This is a genomic window from Kitasatospora sp. NPDC127116 (genome assembly GCF_042677365.1).
Lineage (GTDB): Bacteria > Actinomycetota > Actinomycetes > Streptomycetales > Streptomycetaceae > Kitasatospora > Kitasatospora lactacystinica.
On the sequence record NZ_JBHXTL010000021.1, the window covers coordinates 39,909 to 57,916 of the forward strand.

2 protein-coding genes are annotated in these 18,008 nt (G+C 77.0%); one reads left to right on the plus strand and one right to left on the minus strand.

Going from position 1 to position 18,008, the window contains the following annotated elements:
* Positions 1 to 10 precede the first annotated feature (10 nt).
* Positions 11 to 16,444, minus strand: coding sequence for a type I polyketide synthase (locus ACFVHV_RS12045; protein ID WP_380350917.1), 16,434 nt, complete (start codon positions 16,442 to 16,444; stop codon positions 11 to 13).
* Positions 16,445 to 16,724: 280 nt separating this feature from the next.
* Here ACFVHV_RS12045 and ACFVHV_RS12050 point away from each other — a divergent pair, with 280 nt between their 5' ends.
* Positions 16,725 to 17,948 (plus strand): cytochrome P450, encoded by a 1,224-nt coding sequence (locus tag ACFVHV_RS12050; RefSeq protein ID WP_359905265.1) that lies wholly within the window; start codon positions 16,725 to 16,727, stop codon positions 17,946 to 17,948.
* The last annotated feature ends 60 nt before the right edge of the window (positions 17,949 to 18,008 follow it).

Below are 18,008 nucleotides of genomic sequence, written 5' to 3' on the forward strand. Positions count from 1 at the left end.
CCCCCGGATCTCACTGCGACTGGTCGAGGATCTGGAACAGCTCCTCCGCGGTCGCCGTCTCCAGGCTCGCCGCACTGTCGGTGGTGCCGAACTCGCCGAATCGGGCGGCCAGTTCGCGTAGCCGTCGGCCGACCTCGGCCCGCTCGGAGCCGTCGGTGCCGACGTTCTTCAGGACTTCCTCGAACCTGGCCAGCTCGTCCAGGGCGCTCGCGGCCGGGGCGGTCGGCGCCGGGGCGAGCTCGTCCCGGAGGTGACGCGCCAGGTCCAGCGGCGTGGGGTAGTCGAAGATCAGCGTCGCCGGCAGCCGCAGCCCGGTGGCCAGGGCCAGCCGGTTGCGCAGCTCGACGCCGGTGAGCGAGTCCATGCCGACCTTCAGGAAGCCCCGCTCGGCACCGACCGAGCCCGCCGAGTCGTGGCCCAGCACCGTGGCGGCCTGGGTGCGCACCAGGTCGAGCAGCGCCTCCAGCCGCTCCCGGTCGGAGAGGCCGGCCAGCCGCTCGGGCAGGTGCGCGTCGCGGGCCGCGGCCCCGGTCCGACCGCCCGCCCCGGGCGCCGTCGGCGCCGCGGGGATCAGACCGCGCAGCAGCGGGGGCAGCAGCCCCTGGGTCCGCAGCGCGGCGGTGTCCAGGTTGATCGGCACGACCACGGCGGTGCCGGCGGCCAGACCCGCGTCGAACAGCGCCAGGCCCTCCGCGGTGGACACCGGCGTCATGCCGAGCCGGCGCACCCGGTTGACGTCCAGTTCGGTCAGGTTCCCGGTCATCCCGGTCGGCTGCGCCCACGGGCCCCACGCGAAGGAGACCGTGTCCAGCCCCTCCGCCCGGCGGGCCTGGGCGAAGGCGTCCAGGAAGGCGTTGGCCGCGGCGTAGTTGGCCTGGCCCGCGCCGCCGAAGGTGCCGGCCGCCGAGGAGAAGAGGTGGAAGCCGGACAGTCCGGTGCCGCGGGTCAGCTCGGCCAGGTGCAGCGCACCGCCGACCTTGGCGTGCAGGACCCGGTCGACGCGCGCCGGGTCGAGCCCGACGAGCACGCCGTCGTCCAGTTCGCCGACCGCGTGCACGACGGTGCGCAGCGGGGCGTCGGCCGGGATGCCGGCCAGCAGCGCGGCCGCCGCCGTGCGGTCGCCCACGTCGCAGGCCGCGATCTCGGCCTCGGCGCCCAGGTCGGCCAGTTCGGCGACCAGTTCGGCGGCGCCGGGGGCCTGCGGTCCGCGCCGGCCGGCCAGCACCAGGTGCCGGACGCCGTGCTCGGTCACCAGGTGCCGGGCCAGCGCCTGGCCCAGGGTGCCGGTGCCGCCGGTGATCAGCACGGTGCCGTCCGGGTCGAACACCGGGGTGTCCGGCCGGGCCGGTACGGCCAGTCGGGCCAGCCTCGGCACCCGCACGGCGCCGGACCGCAGCGCGGCCTGGGGCTCGTCGGTGCCCAGCGCGGCGAGCAGGGCGGGGGCGGTGTCCTCGTGGCCGTCCTCGTCGAGCAGCACGAACCGGCCGGGGTGCTCGGACTGGGCGGACTTCAGCAGGCCCCAGGCCGCCGCCGCGGGCAGGTCGGCGGGGGCCTCGGCCGGGTCGGCCGCGACGGCGCCCCGGGTGACCAGCACCAGGCGGGAGGAGCCGAAGCGGTCGTCGGCGAGCCACTGCTGGGCCAGCGCCAGCGCCGTGTGGGTGACGGTGCGGACCGCCTCGGCCGGGTCACCGCCGGTGGCGCCGGCGAGCGGGACCAGGACGGTCGCGGGCTCGTCGGTGCCGCTGAGCGCCGCCGCCACCGCGGCCAGGTCCCGGTGGCGCTCGGGCGGGGCGCCGGCGGCGGTGAGCCGCTCGGCGAGCCCGGACGGGTCGTCACCGGCCAGCAGCAGGCGGCCGGGCCGGGTGTCCCCGGCCGGGGCGGCCCCGGTCCACTCCACCTGGAACAGCGACTGTCCGGGGGCCGGGGCGGTGCCGAGGCCGTCCGGCACCGGCCGGGAGACCAGCGCCTCGACCGAGGCGACGGCGAGCCCGGTGTCGTCCGCGGCCTGGAGGGTGATCCCGTCCGCCTCGGCGAAGGCCAGCCGGACCCGCAGCGAGGTGACGCCCCGCTGGTGGCAGCCGACCCCGCGCCAGGCGAACGGCAGCTCGGCCCGGGCCCGTTCGCCGCGCTCGGACTCGCGCAGCGCCCGCAGCATGCCGATGCCGTGCAGCGCCGCGTCCAGCAGCGCCGGGTGGACGCCGAAGCGCTCGGCGTCCGGGCCCGGCTCCGGCAGGGACACCTCGGCGAAGATCTGCTCGTCCAGGCGCCAGGCGGCGCGCAGGCCCTGGAAGGTCGGCCCGTACGCGTAGCCGCGCGCCTCCAGCTCCTGGTAGAAGCCGCCGAGGTCGATCGGCTCGGCGTCCCGCGGCGGCCACTGGGCGAGGTCGAACGCCGGGGCGGGCGGCTCCGGGGCCAGGGTCGCGGTGGCGTGCCGGGTCCAGCCGTCGGTGCCGGCGGCGGCCGTGCCGTCGTCCGGCCGGGAGTAGACGCTCAGCATCCGGCGTCCCGCGGCGTCCGGGGCCTGGACGACGGCCTGCAGGCGTACCGCGCCGTGCTCCGGCAGGAGCAGCGGGGTCTCCAGGGTGAGCTCCTCGACGTGGCCGCAGCCGACCTGCGCGCCGGCCTGCACCGCGATCTCGACGAAGGCCGTACCGGGCAGCAGGACGGTGCCGAGCACGGCGTGGTCGGCCAGCCAGGGCTGGGAGCGGCGGGAGAGCCGGCCGGTCATCAGGACGGCGTCCAGCCCGGCGAGGTCGGCGGCGGCGCCGAGCAGCGGGTGCCCGGTGGCGCCGAGCCCGGCCGTGGCGGCCTCGGCCGCGCCGGAGCCGGCCCCGGAGCCGCCGAGCCAGTAGCGCCTGCTCTGGAAGGCGTAGGTGGGCAGGTCGACGGTGCGGGCGCCGAGGCCGCCGAGCAGCTGCGCCCAGTCCACGGCGAGGCCGCGCACGTGCGCCTCGGCGGCGGAGGTCCACAGCCGGTCCAGGCCGCCCTGGTCGCGCCGCAGCGAGCCGACCACGGCGCCGCCGCCGGTGACGGCCTCGTCCAGGTCGTCCAGGGTCTCCTGGATGCCGACGGTGTGCATCGGGTGCGGGCTGGCCTCGACGAAGTGCCGGTAGCCCTCGGCCGCGACGGCGCGCACGGCCTGCTCGAAGCCGACCGTGTTGCGCAGGTTGCGGTACCAGTACCCGGCGTCCAGCTCGGCGGAGTCCGTCCAGCGGCCGAGCGCGGTGGAGTAGAAGGAGACCGCGGAGGAACGCGGGGTGATCCCGGCGAGTTCCGCGACCAGCCGCTGCTCGACGGCCTCGACCTGGGCCGAGTGCGAGGCGTAGTCGACCGCGATCCGGCGGACCCGGACCCCGTCCGCCTCGCAGCCGGCGAAGAACTCCTCCAGGGCCCCGGTCTCGCCCGAGACCACCACGGAGGAGGGCCCGTTGACGGCGGCGACGGAGATCCGCCCCGCCCACGGGGCGATCCGTTCCCCGGCCTTCGCGGCGGGGAGCGCGACCGAGACCATGCCGCCCTTGCCGGACAGCGCGGTGATCGCCCGGCTGCGCACGGCCACCACCCGGGCGGCGTCCTCCAGCGACAGCGCGCCGATCACGCAGGCGGCCGCGATCTCGCCCTGCGAGTGGCCGATCACCGCGTCCGGTTCGACGCCCCAGGAGCGCCAGACCGCGGCGAGCGAGACCATCATCGCCCACAGGGCCGGCTGCACCACGTCGACGCGGTCCAGCGCGGCCGCGCCCTCGACGCCGCGCACCACGTCCACCAACGACCAGTCGGTGTACGGGGCGAGCGCCTCGTCGCAGGCGGCGATGTGCTCGGCGAAGACCTCCGAGGAGTCCATCAGCCCGGCGGCCATGCCGGCCCACTGGGCGCCCTGGCCGGCGAACACGAACACGGTGCGGCCGTTCACGGCCGAGCCGGTCGGGGTGCCCTCGGGGGTCTGCCCCGCGGCCAGCCCGGCGAGGCCGCCGCGCAGCTCGGCCCGGTCGGCGGCGAGCACCACGGCGCGCTCGGCGAACGGGGTGCGGGTGGTCGCCAGCGAGTAGGCGAGGTCGCCGAGGTCCGCCGCGGGCTCGGCGTCCAGGTGTGCCAGCAGCCGTTCGGCCTGCTCGCGCAGGGCCTGCGGGCCGCGGGCGGAGAGCACGAAGGGCAGCGTGCCGGCCGCGCGTTCCGCGCGCGGCTCCTCCTCGGGCTCCGGGGCCTGCTCCAGGACGGCGTGGGCGTTCGTGCCGGTCCCGCCGAAGGAGGAGACGCCGGCCCGGCGCGGGCCCTCGGTGCTCGGCCAGGGGCGGGCCTCGGTCAGCAGCTCGACCCGGCCCGCGCTCCAGTCGACGTGCGGGGTCGGCTCCTCGGCGAACAGGGTCGGCGGCAGGACGCCGGCGCGCAGCGCCATCACGGTCTTGATCACACCGGCGACGCCGGAGACGGACTGGGTGTGCCCGATGTTGGACTTCAGCGAGCCGAGCCCGACCGGCCGGTCCTCGGGGCGGTCCTGACCGTACGTCGCGATCACGGCCTGGGCCTCGATCGGGTCGCCGAGCGAGGTCCCGGTGCCGTGCGCCTCGACCAGGTCGATGTCGCTCGGCCGCACCCCGGCGCTGGCCAGCGCCTGGCGGATGACCCGCTGCTGGGACGGCCCGTTGGGCGCGGTCAGGCCGTTGGAGGCGCCGTCCTGGTTGGTCGCCGAGCCGGTGTACAGGGCGAGCACGGGGTGGCCGTTGCGGCGCGCCTCCGAGAGGCGCTCCAGGACCACCACGCCGACGCCCTCGCCCCAGTTGGTGCCGTCGGCGGAGGCGGCGAACGCCTTGCAGCGGCCGTCCGGCGCCAGTCCGCGCTGGCGGCTGAACTCGGTGAAGGAGACCGGGGTGGGCAGCACGGTGACGCCGCCGGCCAGGGCCAGCGTGCACTCGCCGTTGCGCACCGCCTGCCAGGCGAGGTGCAGCGCCACCAGCGAGGAGGAGCAGGCGGTGTCCACGGTGACCGCCGGGCCCTCCAGGCCGAGCGTGTACGCGAGCCGCCCGGACACCGCGGCGGTGCCCGTCCCGGCCAGGAAGAAGCCCTCGGAGGCGGCGATGCCGTCCTGCGCGTCCACGCCGTAGCCCTGGAAGGAGGTGCCGACGTAGACGCCGGCCTTGGCGCCGGCCATCGTCGCCGGGTTGATCCGGGCCCGCTCCAGCGCCTCCCAGGCCGCCTCCAGCAGCACCCGCTGCTGGGGGTCCAGGGTGATCGCCTCGCGCGGGCTGATGCCGAAGAACTCGGCGTCGAAGTGGCCGGCGCCCTCCAGGAAGCCGCCCTCGCGGACGTAGGTGGTGCCGGGCCGGTCCGGGTCGGGGTGGTAGAGCGCGTCCAGGTCCCAGCCGCGGTCGGCGGGGAACGGGGTGACGGCGTCCTGGCGGCCCAGCACCAGCTCCCACAGGTCCTCCGGGGAGCGGACGCCGCCGGGGAAGCGGCAGCCGATGCCGACGATGGCGATCGGGTCGTCGTCCGCGGGCGCCGCGCCGTGCTCCGGCGCGGGGGCCGCGGTGGCCGGGGCGCCGAGCAGCAGGGTGGCCAGGTGGTCGGCGACGGCGGCCGGCGTCGGGTGGTCGAAGACCATGGTGGCCGGCAGCCGCAGCCCGGTGGCGGTGCGCAGCCGGTTGCGGACCTCGACCGCCATGATCGAGTCCAGGCCGACCTCGCGGAACGCCCGGGCGGGCTCGACGTCCCCGGGTCCGGGGTAGCCGAGCACGGCGGCGGTGTGGGTGCGGACCAGGTCGAGGACGACCCGGCCGCGCTCGCCCGCGGGGAGGGCGGCCAGCCGCTGGGCGAACTCGCCCTCGCCGGCGGGCGCCGCGGTCTGCGGCCCGGAGTCGGCGAGCGCCTCCCGGGCCTCGGGGATCTCGTCGATCAGCGGCCGCTCGCGGGCGGCGCTGTAGGCCGGGGCGAAGGCGGCCCAGTCGATGTCGGCGACGGTCAGCAGGGTCTCGTCGTCGGCGAGCGCCTGGCCGAGCGCGGTGACCGCGAGCTGCGGGTCCATCAGGGCCAGGCCCCGCCGGCCGAGGACGGCCATCGCCTCGTCGGTGGCCATGCCGCCGCCGGCCCAGCCGCCCCAGGCGACCGAGGTGGCGCGCAGCCCGAGCGAGCGCCGGTACTGGGCGAGCGCGTCCAGGCGGGCGTTGGCGGCCGCGTAGGCGGCCTGGCCGCTGCCGCCCCAGACGGCCGCGCCGGAGGAGAACAGGACGAAGGCCTCCAGGTCGTCCCCGGCGAGTTCGTGCAGGTGGACGGCGCCGGCGACCTTGGCCTCCAGGGTGGCGGCCAGTTCCGCGACGTCGGTGTGCAGCACGGGCGTGCTCTGGGCGACGCCGGCCGCGTGCACGACGGCGGTGAGCTCCGGCAGCCGCGCCAGCAGGGCGGCGACGGCGGAGCGGTCGGTGACGTCCACGGCCTCGATCCGGACCTCGGCGCCGAGCGCGGTCAGCTCCGCGGCCAGCTCCGCGGCGCCGGGGGCGGCCGGTCCGCGCCGGCCGGCCAGCACCAGCCGTTCGGCGCCGGCCCGGGCCAGCCAGCGGGCCACGTGGCCGCCGACGGCGCCCGTCCCGCCGGTGACCAGGACGGTGCCGCGGGGCTGCCAGCCGTCCGTGCCCGCGGCGTCCTCGCGCGGGGCCCGGACCATCCGGCGGCCGAAGACGCCGGCGGCCCGCAGGGCCACCTGGTCCTCGCCGGAGCCGCCGTGGAGCACGGCGGCCACCCGGGCGAGGGCGCGGTCGTCCGGGTCGGCGGGCAGGTCGAGCAGGCCGATCCGACGGCCGGTGAGTTCCAGTCCGGCGGTCAGGCCGAGGCCCCAGGCGCCGGCCTGCTCCGGGCGGGTCAGCGGGTCGGCGGCCCCCACCGAGACCGCGCCCCGGGTGGCGATCCAGAGCGGTGCCGTGCCGCCGGCCGCCTCCACGGCCCGGACCAGGGCGAGGGTGCGGGCCAGCCCGCGGGAGAGCACCGGGTGGTCCGGGTGGGTCTCCTCGTCCAGGGCCAGCAGGGAGAGCACGCCGGCCGGCCCCTCGGCCACCGCCTCGGCGATCCGCTCGCCGAGGCCGTCGCCGGACGGGTCGTCGGCGGCGGGCGAGACGGTCACCACGCGGGCCCCGTGCTCGCCGAGCGCCCGCGCGCAGAACGCGGCGGTCCCGTCGTCCTCGCCGCCCGGGACGACCAGCAGCCAGGTGCCGGAGAGTTCGGCGCCCTCGGTGCGGGCGATGCGCCGCCAGCGCACCCGGTAGCGCCAGTTGTCGATGGTGGAGCCGTCCCGGCGTCGCGCCCGCCAGGAGGAGAGCACCGGCAGCGCGGGCGCGGCGGCGGCCAGCGCGGCGCGGGCGTCCGGGTCGTCCACGCCGAGTGCCTCGGCCAGCCCGGCCGGGTCGGCCTCGGAGACCGCCGCCCAGAACCGCTCCTCGGCCGGGTCGCGCAGGGCGTCGCCGGCCGCGGCGCCGTGCGCCGTCGGCAGGTCGAGCCAGTAGCGCTGCCGCTGGAACGCGTAGGTGGGCAGCTCGACGGCGGTGGCCGGGGCGCCGCCGAGGACCGCGGACCAGTCCGGGCGGGCGCCGTGGACGTGCGCCTCGGCGAGCGAGCGCAGGAACCGGGCCGGGCCGCCCTCGTCGCGGCGCAGGGTGCCGACCACGGTCACCTCGCCGGTGCCGGGGAGTTCCTCGGCGGCCTCCTGCACGCCGGGGCCCAGCACCGGGTGCGGGCTGGACTCGACGAAGGTGCGGTAGCCGTCCTCCAGCAGGGAGCGGACGGCGTGGGCGAACCGGACGGGCTCGCGCATGTTGCGGTACCAGTAGGCGGTGCCCAGCTCGGTGGTGTCGAGCGCGCCGCCGGTCACGGTGGAGTAGAAGGCCGTCCGGGCGGGCCGCGGCTCGATGCCGGCCAGCGCCTCCAGCACGGCCTCGCGCAGCGGCTCGACCTGCGGCGAGTGGCCGGCGCCGTTGACCCGGACCTTGCGCACCCGCACGTCCTCGGCGGCCAGCGCCTCGACGAACCCGTCGACCGTCCCCGGGTCTCCGGCGACCACGATCGAGCGCGGGCCGTTGACGGCGGCGATGTGCAGCTCACCCGGCCAGGCCTCGATCCGGGTGGCCACCTCGTCCTCGGGCAGCGAGACCGACGCCATGGCGCCCTGCCCGGCGAGCGCCAGGAGCAGCCGGCTGCGCAGCGCGACGATCCGCATCGCGTCGGACAGCGTGAGCGCGCCCGCGACGTGGGCCGCCGCGATCTCCCCCTGGGAGTGCCCGACCACGGCGGCGGGGGTGATGCCGTGCGAGCGCCAGAGCGCGGCCAGCGACACCATCATGGTGAACAGCACGGGCTGGACGACGTCCATCCGCTCGATCGGCGGGGCGTCCTCGGCGCCGCGCAGCACGTCCTCCACCGACCAGTCGGCGTACTGGGCCAGGGCGGCGTCACAGGCCCGGACGGAGTCGCGGAAGACCTCGGAGGCCTCCAGCAGACCGGCGGCCATGCCGGCCCACTGGGTGCCCTGGCCGGGGAAGACGAACACGGTGCGGCCCCCGGCGGCGGCGACGCCGCGCACCAGGCCCTCGGCCGTCCGGTCCTCGGCGAGCGCCGTCAGCAGCTCGGTGAAGGAGTCCCGGTCGTCGGCGAGGAGCACCGCGCGGTGGTCGAAGGCGGAGCGGCCGGACGACAGCGCTCCGGCGATCTGACGGTCCGTCAGCTCCGCCCGGGTGGAGAGGTGTTCGAGCAGCCGTGCAGCCTGCGCGCGCAGCGCGGCCTCGCCGCGGGCGGACAGCAGCCAGGGGGTGGGGGCGCCGTCCAGGGACGGGGCGGCCGGCCGCGCCGGGGCCTCGGCCTGCTCCGGCGCCTCCTCCAGGATCACGTGGACGTTGGTGCCGCTCATGCCGAACGAGGAGACGCCCGCCCGGCGGGTGCGACCGCCCCGCGGCCACGGCACCGGCTCGGTGAGCAGGCGCAGCGCGCCCGCCGACCAGTCCACGTGCGGGGTCGGCTCGTCCACGTGCAGGGTGGCGGGCAGCAGGTCGTGCCGCATCGCCTGGACCATCTTGATCACGGCGGCGACGCCGCCCGCGGACTGGGTGTGCCCGATGTTGGACTTGACCGAGCCGAGCCACACCGGGCGGTCGGCCTCCCGGTCCCGGCCGTAGACGGCCTGGAGCGCCCGTGCCTCGATCGGGTCGCCCAGCTCGGTGCCGGTGCCGTGCGCCTCGATGGCGTCGACGTCGCCGGGGGCGAGCCGGGCGGCGCTCAGCGCCTGCCGGATGACCTTCTGCTGGGCCCGGCCGCTGGGGGCGGTCAGCCCGTTGCTGGCGCCGTCGTGGTTGACGGCGGTGCCGCGGACCAGGGCCAGCACCCGGTGGCCGTTGCGGCGGGCGTCGGAGAGCCGCTCGACCAGCAGCATGCCGGCGCCCTCGCCCCAGCCGGTGCCGTCGGCGGCGGCGGCGAAGGCCTTGCAGCGGCCGTCGGTGGAGACCGCGCCGCCCTGGGTGCCCTCGACGAACATGGTCGGCACGACCATCAGGGTCACGCCGCCGACCAGCGCGAGCGAGCAGTCGCCGCGCCCGAGCGCCTCGCCCGCCGTGTGCAGCGCCACCAGCGAGGAGGAGCAGGCGGTGTCGATGGACAGCGCCGGGCCCTCCAGGCCGAGGGTGTACGCGACCCGGCCGGAGGTGACGGAGGCGGCGGTGCCGAGCATCAGGTGCGGGCCGATGCCCTCGGGCACCTCGGTGGCGCCGACGCTGTAGCCGGTGGTGGCGTTTCCGACGAAGACGCCGGTCGGGCTGCCGTGCAGCGTGGTCGGGTCGATCCCGGCGCTCTCGATCGCCTCCCAGGCCGTCTCCAGCAGCAGCCGCTGCTGCGGGTCCATCGCCAGGGCCTCGCGCGGGCTGATGCCGAAGAAGGCGGGGTCGAAGTCGGCCAGGCCGTCGACGAAGCCGCCGTCGAGGCCGTCCGCGAAGCCCTCCGGGAAGGCTCCGAGGTCCCAGCCGCGGTCGGTGGGCACCGGGGTCATGGCGTCCACGCCCTGGCTGACGATCCGCCACAGCCCCTCGGGGGTGTCGGCGCCGCCGGGCAGTCGGCAGCTCATGCCGATGATCGCCAGCGGGTCGTCGGCCGGGCCGGTGGCGGCCACCGGGGCCGGGCCGGCGGTGGCGGTCCCGGACGCGGGCTCGGGCTCGGACGCGCCGAGCAGTTCGCGACCGAGCTCCTCGGCGAGCAGCGCCGGGGTCGGGTGGTCGAAGACCAGGGTGGCCGGCAGCCGCAGCCCGGTGACGGCGGAGAGCCGGTTGCGCAGCTCGACCGCGGTCAGCGAGTCGACCCCGAGCTCCTTGAACGCCCGGTTCGGGTCGACCGGTTCGGGCCCGGCGAAGCCGAGCACGGCGGCGGCCTGGCCGCGCACCTGCTCCAGCAGCAGCCGGAGCCGGTCCTCCGCGCCGAGTCCGGCCAGCCGGCGGCCGAGGGTCGAACCGGCGGCGGCCGGGTCGGCGCCGGAGACGCGCCGGGTGCCGCCGCGGACGAGTTCGCGCAGCAGCGGCGGCAGCGACCCCGCGCCGGCGGCCAGGGCCGCCTGGTCCAGCCCGGTGGCGACCAGCGCCGGGTGGGGCAGGGCGAGCGCCGCGTCCAGGGCCGCGAGGCCGCGCTCGACGGAGAGCGGCGGGAAGGCGGAGCGGGCGATGCGCTCGCGCTCGGCCCCGGTCAGCCGGCTGGTCATGCCGGCGGTGTCCTGCCACGCGCCCCAGGCCAGCGACAGCGCGGGCAGCCCGGCGGCGCGGCGGCGGTGGGCGAGGGCGTCGAGGTAGGCGTTGGCGGCGGCGTAGCCGGCCTGCCCGGCGCTGCCCAGGGTGCCGGCGGCAGAGGAGTAGAGCACGAAGGCCGCCAGGTCGGCGTGCCGGGTCAGCTCGTCCAGGTGCGCGGCGGCGTCCGCCTTGGCGCGCAGGACGGCGGCGGCGCGCTGCGGGGTCAGCCCGGTGACCACGGCGTCGTCCACCACGCCGGCCAGGTGGAACACCCCGGTCAGCGGGCGGGTGAGCCCGGCGAGCACCGCGGCGAGCGCGTCCCGGTCGGCGGCGTCGCAGGCGAGCAGTTCGACCTGCGCGCCCCGTTCGGCCAGCGCCTCGGTGAGCGCGGCGGCGCCCTCGGCGGCGGGCCCGGTACGGCTGAGCAGGGTGAGGTGGCGGACGCCGTGGGCGGTCGCCAGGTGCTCGGCGAGGCCCCGGCCGAGGCCGCCGGTGCCGCCGGTGACCAGGACGGTGCCGTCCGGGTCGAAGGCGCGCGGCAGGGTGAGGACGACCTTGCCGATCTGGCGGGCCTGGCCGATGTGGCGGAACGCCTCGGGGGCGGTGCGCACGTCCCAGGCGCGCAGCGGCGGCAGCCGCAGCTCGCCGGCGCGGAACAGCTCCAGCAGGGTGGCGAGGATCTCGCCGATCCGCTCGGGGCCGGCCTCGATCAGGTCGAAGGCCTGGTAGCGCACGCCGCGGTGGCGGGCGGCGACCTCGCCGGGGTCGCGGACGTCGGTCTTGCCCATCTCGATGAAGCGGCCGCCGCGCGGCAGCAGGTCGAGCGAGGCGTCGACGAACTCGCCGGCCAGGGCGTCCAGCACCACGTCCATGCCGCGGCCGTCGGTGGCCTCGGCGAAGCGCCGGGCGAAGCCGGTGTCCCGGGAGGAGGCGATCCGGTCGGCGGCGACACCCAGGGCGCGCACCGCCTCCCACTTGGCCGGGCTGGCGGTGCCGTAGACCTCGGCGCCCAGGTGTCGGGCGACCTGGACGGCGGCGGTGCCGACGCCGCCCGCGGCGGCGTGGATCAGCACCGACTCGCCGGCCCGGAGGCCGGCCAGGTCCACCAGGCCGTAGTAGGCGGTGGCGTAGGCGATCGGGACGGCCGCGGCCTCGGCGAAGGACCAGTGCGCGGGCATCGGCGCGAGCAGCCGGTGGTCGGTGACGGCGACGGGGCCGAACGCGGCCGGGCAGAGGCCGAACACCCGGTCGCCCGGGCGCAGGCCCTCGACGTCCGGTCCGACCTCCAGCACCACGCCGGCGGCCTCGCCGCCGAGCACGACCTCGCCCGGGTACATGCCGAGCGCGCCCAGCACGTCGCGGAAGTTCAGGCCCGCCGCGCGCACGCCGAGCCGCACCGCGCCGGGGGCCAGCGGGGCGGCCGGGTCGACCGGCAGCAGTTCGAGGGCCTCCAGGGTGCCCGGGTCGCGGGTGTCCAGCCGCCAGGCCCCGGCTCCGGCCGGGGCCGGCAGGCCGGCGGGCACGGCCGCGCGGACCAGGCGGGCGGCGGCGAGTTCGCCGTCGCGCAGCGCCAGTTGGGGTTCGCCGCAGGCGACGGCGGCGGTCAGCACCTCGGTCGGCACCGGCACCCCGGCGGGGGCGTCCAGCAGGACGAAGCGGTCGGGGTGCTCGGTCTGCGCGGTGCGCACCAGGCCCCAGGCGGCGGCGCCGGCCGGGTCGGCGACCGGGTCGCCGGGGGCGGCGGCGACCGCGTCGCGGGTGAACACCACCAGGCGGGCGGGCGTGAAGCGGTCGTCGGCCAGCCAGTCCTGGAGCACCGTCAGCACCCGGGCGACGGCCTCCTGCGCCGAGCCGGCCGGGCATGGCAGCACCACGATTCCGGGCACGTGGCCGTCCTCGTCGACGGCCGCGGCCAAGGCGTCCTCGGCGTCCAGCAGCGCGAGGTCCGCGGGCACGGCGACCGCGGTGCCGCCGTCGGCCGGGCGCCGCCAGTCCACCCGGTACAGCCCGGCCGGGTCGGCGGACGGACCGGCGGGGGCGGCCGCGCGCAGCACGAGGCGCTCGACGGTGACGACCGGCCGGCCGTCGCCGTCCCAGGCGACCAGGGAGAGCGCGTCCTCACCCAGCGGGGTGATCCGGGCCCGGACGCCGGGGGCGCCGGAGGCGCGCAGGGCGACCCCGGTCCAGGAGAACGGCAGTCCGGCGGTGAGCGGGGTGCCGTCGGCTCCCCCGTCGGCCGTCGAACGGACCGCGAGCGCGTGCAGGACGGCGTCCAGCAGCGCCGGGTGCAGGCCGTAGCGGCGGGCCTCCTCGGGGTCTCCGGCCCGGGCCTCCAGCAGGATCGCGTCACCGTGGCGCCAGGCGGCGGCCAGGCCGCGGAAGGCCGGGCCGTACGCCAGTCCGGCCGTCTCCAGCAGCTCGTACACGGCGTCCGCGTCGGCCGGGGCGGCGTCTGCGGGGGGCCACTGCTGCGGGGCCGGCTCGGCCGCCGCGCCGTCGGCGGTGGGGGCCAGCACGCCGGTCGCGTGCCGGGTCCAGGGCCGCTCCGACCAGTTGTCGTCGGCCCGCTCCTCGGGCCGGGCGTGCACCGTGACGGTGCGGCGGCCGTCCGGGCCGGCGGCGCCGACCGCCACCTGGACCTGGACCGCGCCGCGGTCGGGCAGCGCCAGCGGGGCCTCCAGGACCAGCTCGTCGAGGTCCCCGCAGCCGACCTGGTCGCCCGCGTGGACGGCGAGTTCGACGAAGGCGGTGCCGGGAACGACGACCCGGCCGTGCACCCGGTGGTCGGCCAGCCACGGGTGGGCGTCGGCGGACAGCCGTGCGGTGAACAGCAGTTCGTCCCCGCCGGCGAGCGAGATTCCGGCGCCGATCATCGGGTGGCCGATGGCGCTCAGGCCCGCCGCGGTGACGTCGCCGCGCCAGGAGGCGGTGTTGGGCCAGTACGGCGCGGTCTCGAAGGCGTAGGTCGGCAGGTCCAGCAGGCGTCCGTCACCGAAGACGGCGGCCCAGTCGACGGCGCCGCCGTGCACGTGCAGGCCGGCCAGCGCGGTGGCGACGCTCAGCGGCTCGGGCCGGTCGCGGCGCAGCAGCGGGGCCAGGAAGACGGTGTCCTCGCGGTGGGCGAGGCTCTCCCGGGCCATGGCGGTGAGCACGCCGTCGGGCCCGAGTTCGAGGTAGCGGGTGACGCCCTGCGCGTCCAGGTGCCGGACCCCGTCGGCGAACCGGACGGTCTCGCGGACCTGCCGGGCCCAGTGGTCCGGGTCGGCCAGCTGCTCGGCGCCGACGGGGGCGCCGGTGAGGTTGGAGACCACCGGGATCACCGGCGGCCGGAACGCGAGCCCCGCGACGACCTCGCGGAACTCCGCCAGCATGCCGTCCATGTGCGGCGAGTGGAAGGCGTGCGAGACCCGCAGCTCGCGGGTGCGCAGGCCGCGTTCGCGCCAGGTGGCGGCGAGCGCCAGGACCGCTTCGCGGTCGCCGGAGACGACCGTCGAGGCCGGCCCGTTGACGGCGGCGACGGCGACCCGGTCGGCCACCGCGGCCAGGTCCTCGCGGACCCGCGCCTCGTCCGCGCCGACGGCGAGCATCGCGCCGCCCTCGGGCATCGCCTGCATCAGCCGGCCGCGCGCGGCGACCAGGGTGCAGGCGTCGTCCAGCGGGAGCGCGCCCGCGACGTGGGCGGCGGCGACCTCGCCGACCGAGTGACCGAGCAGGAAGTCGGGGGCCGGGCCGAAGGCGGTCGCCAGGCGGTACAGCGCCACCTCGACGGCGAACAGCGCGGCCTGGGTGTAGGCGGTCCGGTCGAGCAGCGCGGCGGTGTCGCTGCCGGGCTCGGCGTCGAGCACGGCGCGCAGCGGCGGGTCGAAGTGCGGGTCCAGCCGTTCGCACACCTCGGCCAGGGCCTCGGCGAACACGGGCTGGGCGGCGGCCAGTTCGGCGCCCATCCGGGCGCGCTGGGCGCCCTGGCCGGTGAACAGGAAGGCCAGCTTGCCGCTCCTGCGGGCGGCGGTGCCGCGCACCACCCGGCCGCTCTCGGTGCCGTCCTCCAGGGCGGCCAGGCCGGCCTCCAGGCCGGCGCGGTCGGCCGCGACGACCACCGCGCGGTGGCTCAGCGCGGCGCGGGTGACGGCCAGCGAGCGGCCGAGGTCCGCCGGGTGCACCGCCGGGTCGGCCGTCAGCAGGGCGCGCAGCCGCGCGGCCTGGCCGCGCAGCGCGGCCTCGCTCTTGGCGCCGAGGACGAAGGGGAGTTCCCCGCCGGCCGGGCCTGCCACGGCCTCCGCCGCCCCGGCCTCCGCCGCCCCGGGCTCGTCGGCCGCGGGCTCGTCGGCCTCCTCCAGGATGATGTGGGCGTTGGTGCCGCTGATGCCGAACGAGGAGACGCCCGCGCGGCGCGGCTCGGCGCCGCGCGGCCAGGGCCGGGACTCGGTGAGCAGTTCCACCGCGCCGGCCGACCAGTCCACGTGCGGGGTCGGTCCGTCCACGTGCAGGGTGGCCGGCAGCACGCCGTGCCGCAGCGCCATCACGGTCTTGATCACGCTGGCCACGCCGGCCGCGGCCTGGGCGTGCCCGATGTTGGACTTGACCGAGCCGAGCCACAGCGGACGGTCCTGCGCCCGGCCCTGGCCGTAGGTGGCCAGCAGGGCCTGGGCCTCGATCGGGTCGCCCAGCTCGGTGCCGGTGCCGTGCGCCTCGACCAGGTCGACGTCCCCGGTGGACAGCTTGGCGCTGGCCAGGGCCTGCATGACGACCCGCTGCTGGGACGGCCCGTTGGGGGCGGTGAGCCCGTTGGAGGCGCCGTCCTGGTTGGCCGCCGAGCCGCGCACCACGGCGAGCACCGGGTGCCCGAGCCGGCGTGCGTCGGAGAGCCGCTCCACCAGGAGCACGCCGACGCCCTCGGACCAGCCGGTGCCGTCGGCCGCGGCGGCGAAGGACTTGCACCGGCCGTCCCCGGCCAGCCCGCGCTGCTTGCTGAACTCGGTGAACACACCCGGGGTGGCCATGACGGTGACGCCGCCGACCAGCGCCAGCGAGCACTCGCCCTGGCGCACCGAACGGGCGGCCAGGTGGAGCGCGACCAGCGAGGAGGAGCAGGCGGTGTCCACGGTGATCGCGGGGCCCTCCAGGCCCATCGCGTAGGAGACCCGGCCCGAGATGACGGCGCTGGCGCCGCCGGTGAGCAGGTAGCCCTCGCCGCCCTCGTGCGGCGACCCGGCGACCAGCGCGGTGTACTTCTGGTCGCCGGCGCCGATGAAGACGCCGGTGTCGCTGCCGCGCAGCGAGGTGGGGTCGAGGCGGGCGCGCTCGACGGCCTCCCAGCACGCCTGGAGCAGCAGCCGCTGCTGCGGGTCCATCGCCAGCGCCTCGCGCGGCGAGATGTCGAAGAACCCGGGGTCGAACTCGGTGGCCCCGGTGACGAAGCCGCCCTCGCGCACGTAGCTGGTCGCGGCCCGGTCCGGGTCGTCGTCGAAGAGGTGGTCGAGGGCCCAGCCGCGGTCCTCCGGGAAGGGGCCGATGGCGTCGGCGCCGTCGGCGACCAGCCGCCAGAGGTCCTCCGGTGAACGGACGCCGCCGGGGAACCGGCAACTCATCCCGATGATCGCCAGCGGTTCGGCGTCCGCCGCCTCGAAATCGGCCAGGCGTTGCCTGGTCCGGTGGAGATCGGCGGTGACCCGCTTCAGATAATCGCGAAGCGTATCCTTATCAACCATCTGGTGAAACCCTCTTCCACGGATGGCGCGACGAATAGACGGAGACGACCGGCCGGCCCGTTGAGGGAATTCCTGGACTTTCGCCGCCGCCGCGTGCACCAGCCGCCCAATTCACCGGTCCCGCCCGACGCAGGCTAATCGTGGCCCGGCGCCGTCAACCACCCCTAGCCTCAAGGATTCCCCCTTAACCAGCACGCCGCCGGGAAGGATAGGGGTTGACCCCTCATCACCGTCCGCCGGAGCCTGGGGGAAAAATTTCCTCGCGATGATTGGCCGGGTCATGGTGGAGCGGCAAAGGACCAGGGTTCTCTTCGACCTCAACGATCCGCAGCTCCATAGGAACAGATACGCCTACTATCGGCGGCTGCGCGAGACGGAACCCATTCACCATTCGCCGTACGGATTCTGGACGCTCAGCCGGTACGACGACGTGGACGCGTTCCTGCGCTCCCCGCAGGCGTCCTCCAGCGTCACCACGGATCCGGCGTTCGCGGAGCAGCGCGGCGGTCCCGACAGCCCGGCGATGCGCAGCCTGAGCCGCTGGATGCTGGTGAAGCACGGCGAGGAGCACCGCAAGCTGCGCCGCATCATCGCCCGGGCGGTGACGCCGCGCGCCGTGCAGCGCCTGGAGCCGGAGATCCTGCGCATCGTCAACCGGCTGATCGACGACATGGGCGAGGGCGAGGTCGACCTGATCGAGCAGCTCGCCGCCCCCGTCCCGGTCGCGGTGATCTGCGGCCTGCTGGGCATTCCGATCGAGGACGCGGACAAGTGCCTCAAGTGGACGAACGCGATCGCCAACATCATCGACCCGCTGATCACCCCGCGGATGCGGGACGCGATGAACCAGGCCGAGCCGGAGTTCAGCGCCTACATCCGGCACCAGATGGAGCTGCGCCGGGCCGAGCCCCGGGACGACGTCCTGACCATGCTGATGGCGAAGGACGAGGACGGCGAGGGGCTCAGCGACGAGGACGTGATCGCCCAGGTGCTGCTGCTGTTCAACGCCGGGCACGAGACCACGATCAACGTCATCGGCAACAGCATGCACGCCCTGCTGACCAACCCCGACCAGCTGGAGCTGCTGCGGGCGAACCCGGGGATGATGGGCGACTGCTTCGAGGAGCTGGCCCGCTACAACTCCACGGTGCAGGTCATCCTGCGGCACCTGACCGACGACCTCGTCCTCTCCGGGCAGCGCATCCCGGCCGGCGACGTCGTCCTGGCGATCCTCGGCGCCGCCCACCGCGACCCGGCGAGGTTCCCCGACCCGGACCGCCTGGACCTGCGCCGCGAGGGCGTGAAGTCGCTCGCCTTCGGCTCCGGACCGCACTACTGCATCGCCGCGATGCTCGGCCGGACCGAGGTCTGCCTGACCATCACCGAGCTGCTGCGGCGCTACGGGAGGATCGAGCCGGCCTCCACGGAGCTGGAGTGGCACACCCGGTTCAACTTCGTGCTGGGCCTCAAGCGCCTGCCGCTGCGGGTCGCGTACCGCGCCTGAGCCGGCGGCCCGCGGACGGAACCGCCCGGGAGCGTACGAGACGCTCCCGGGCGGTTCCGC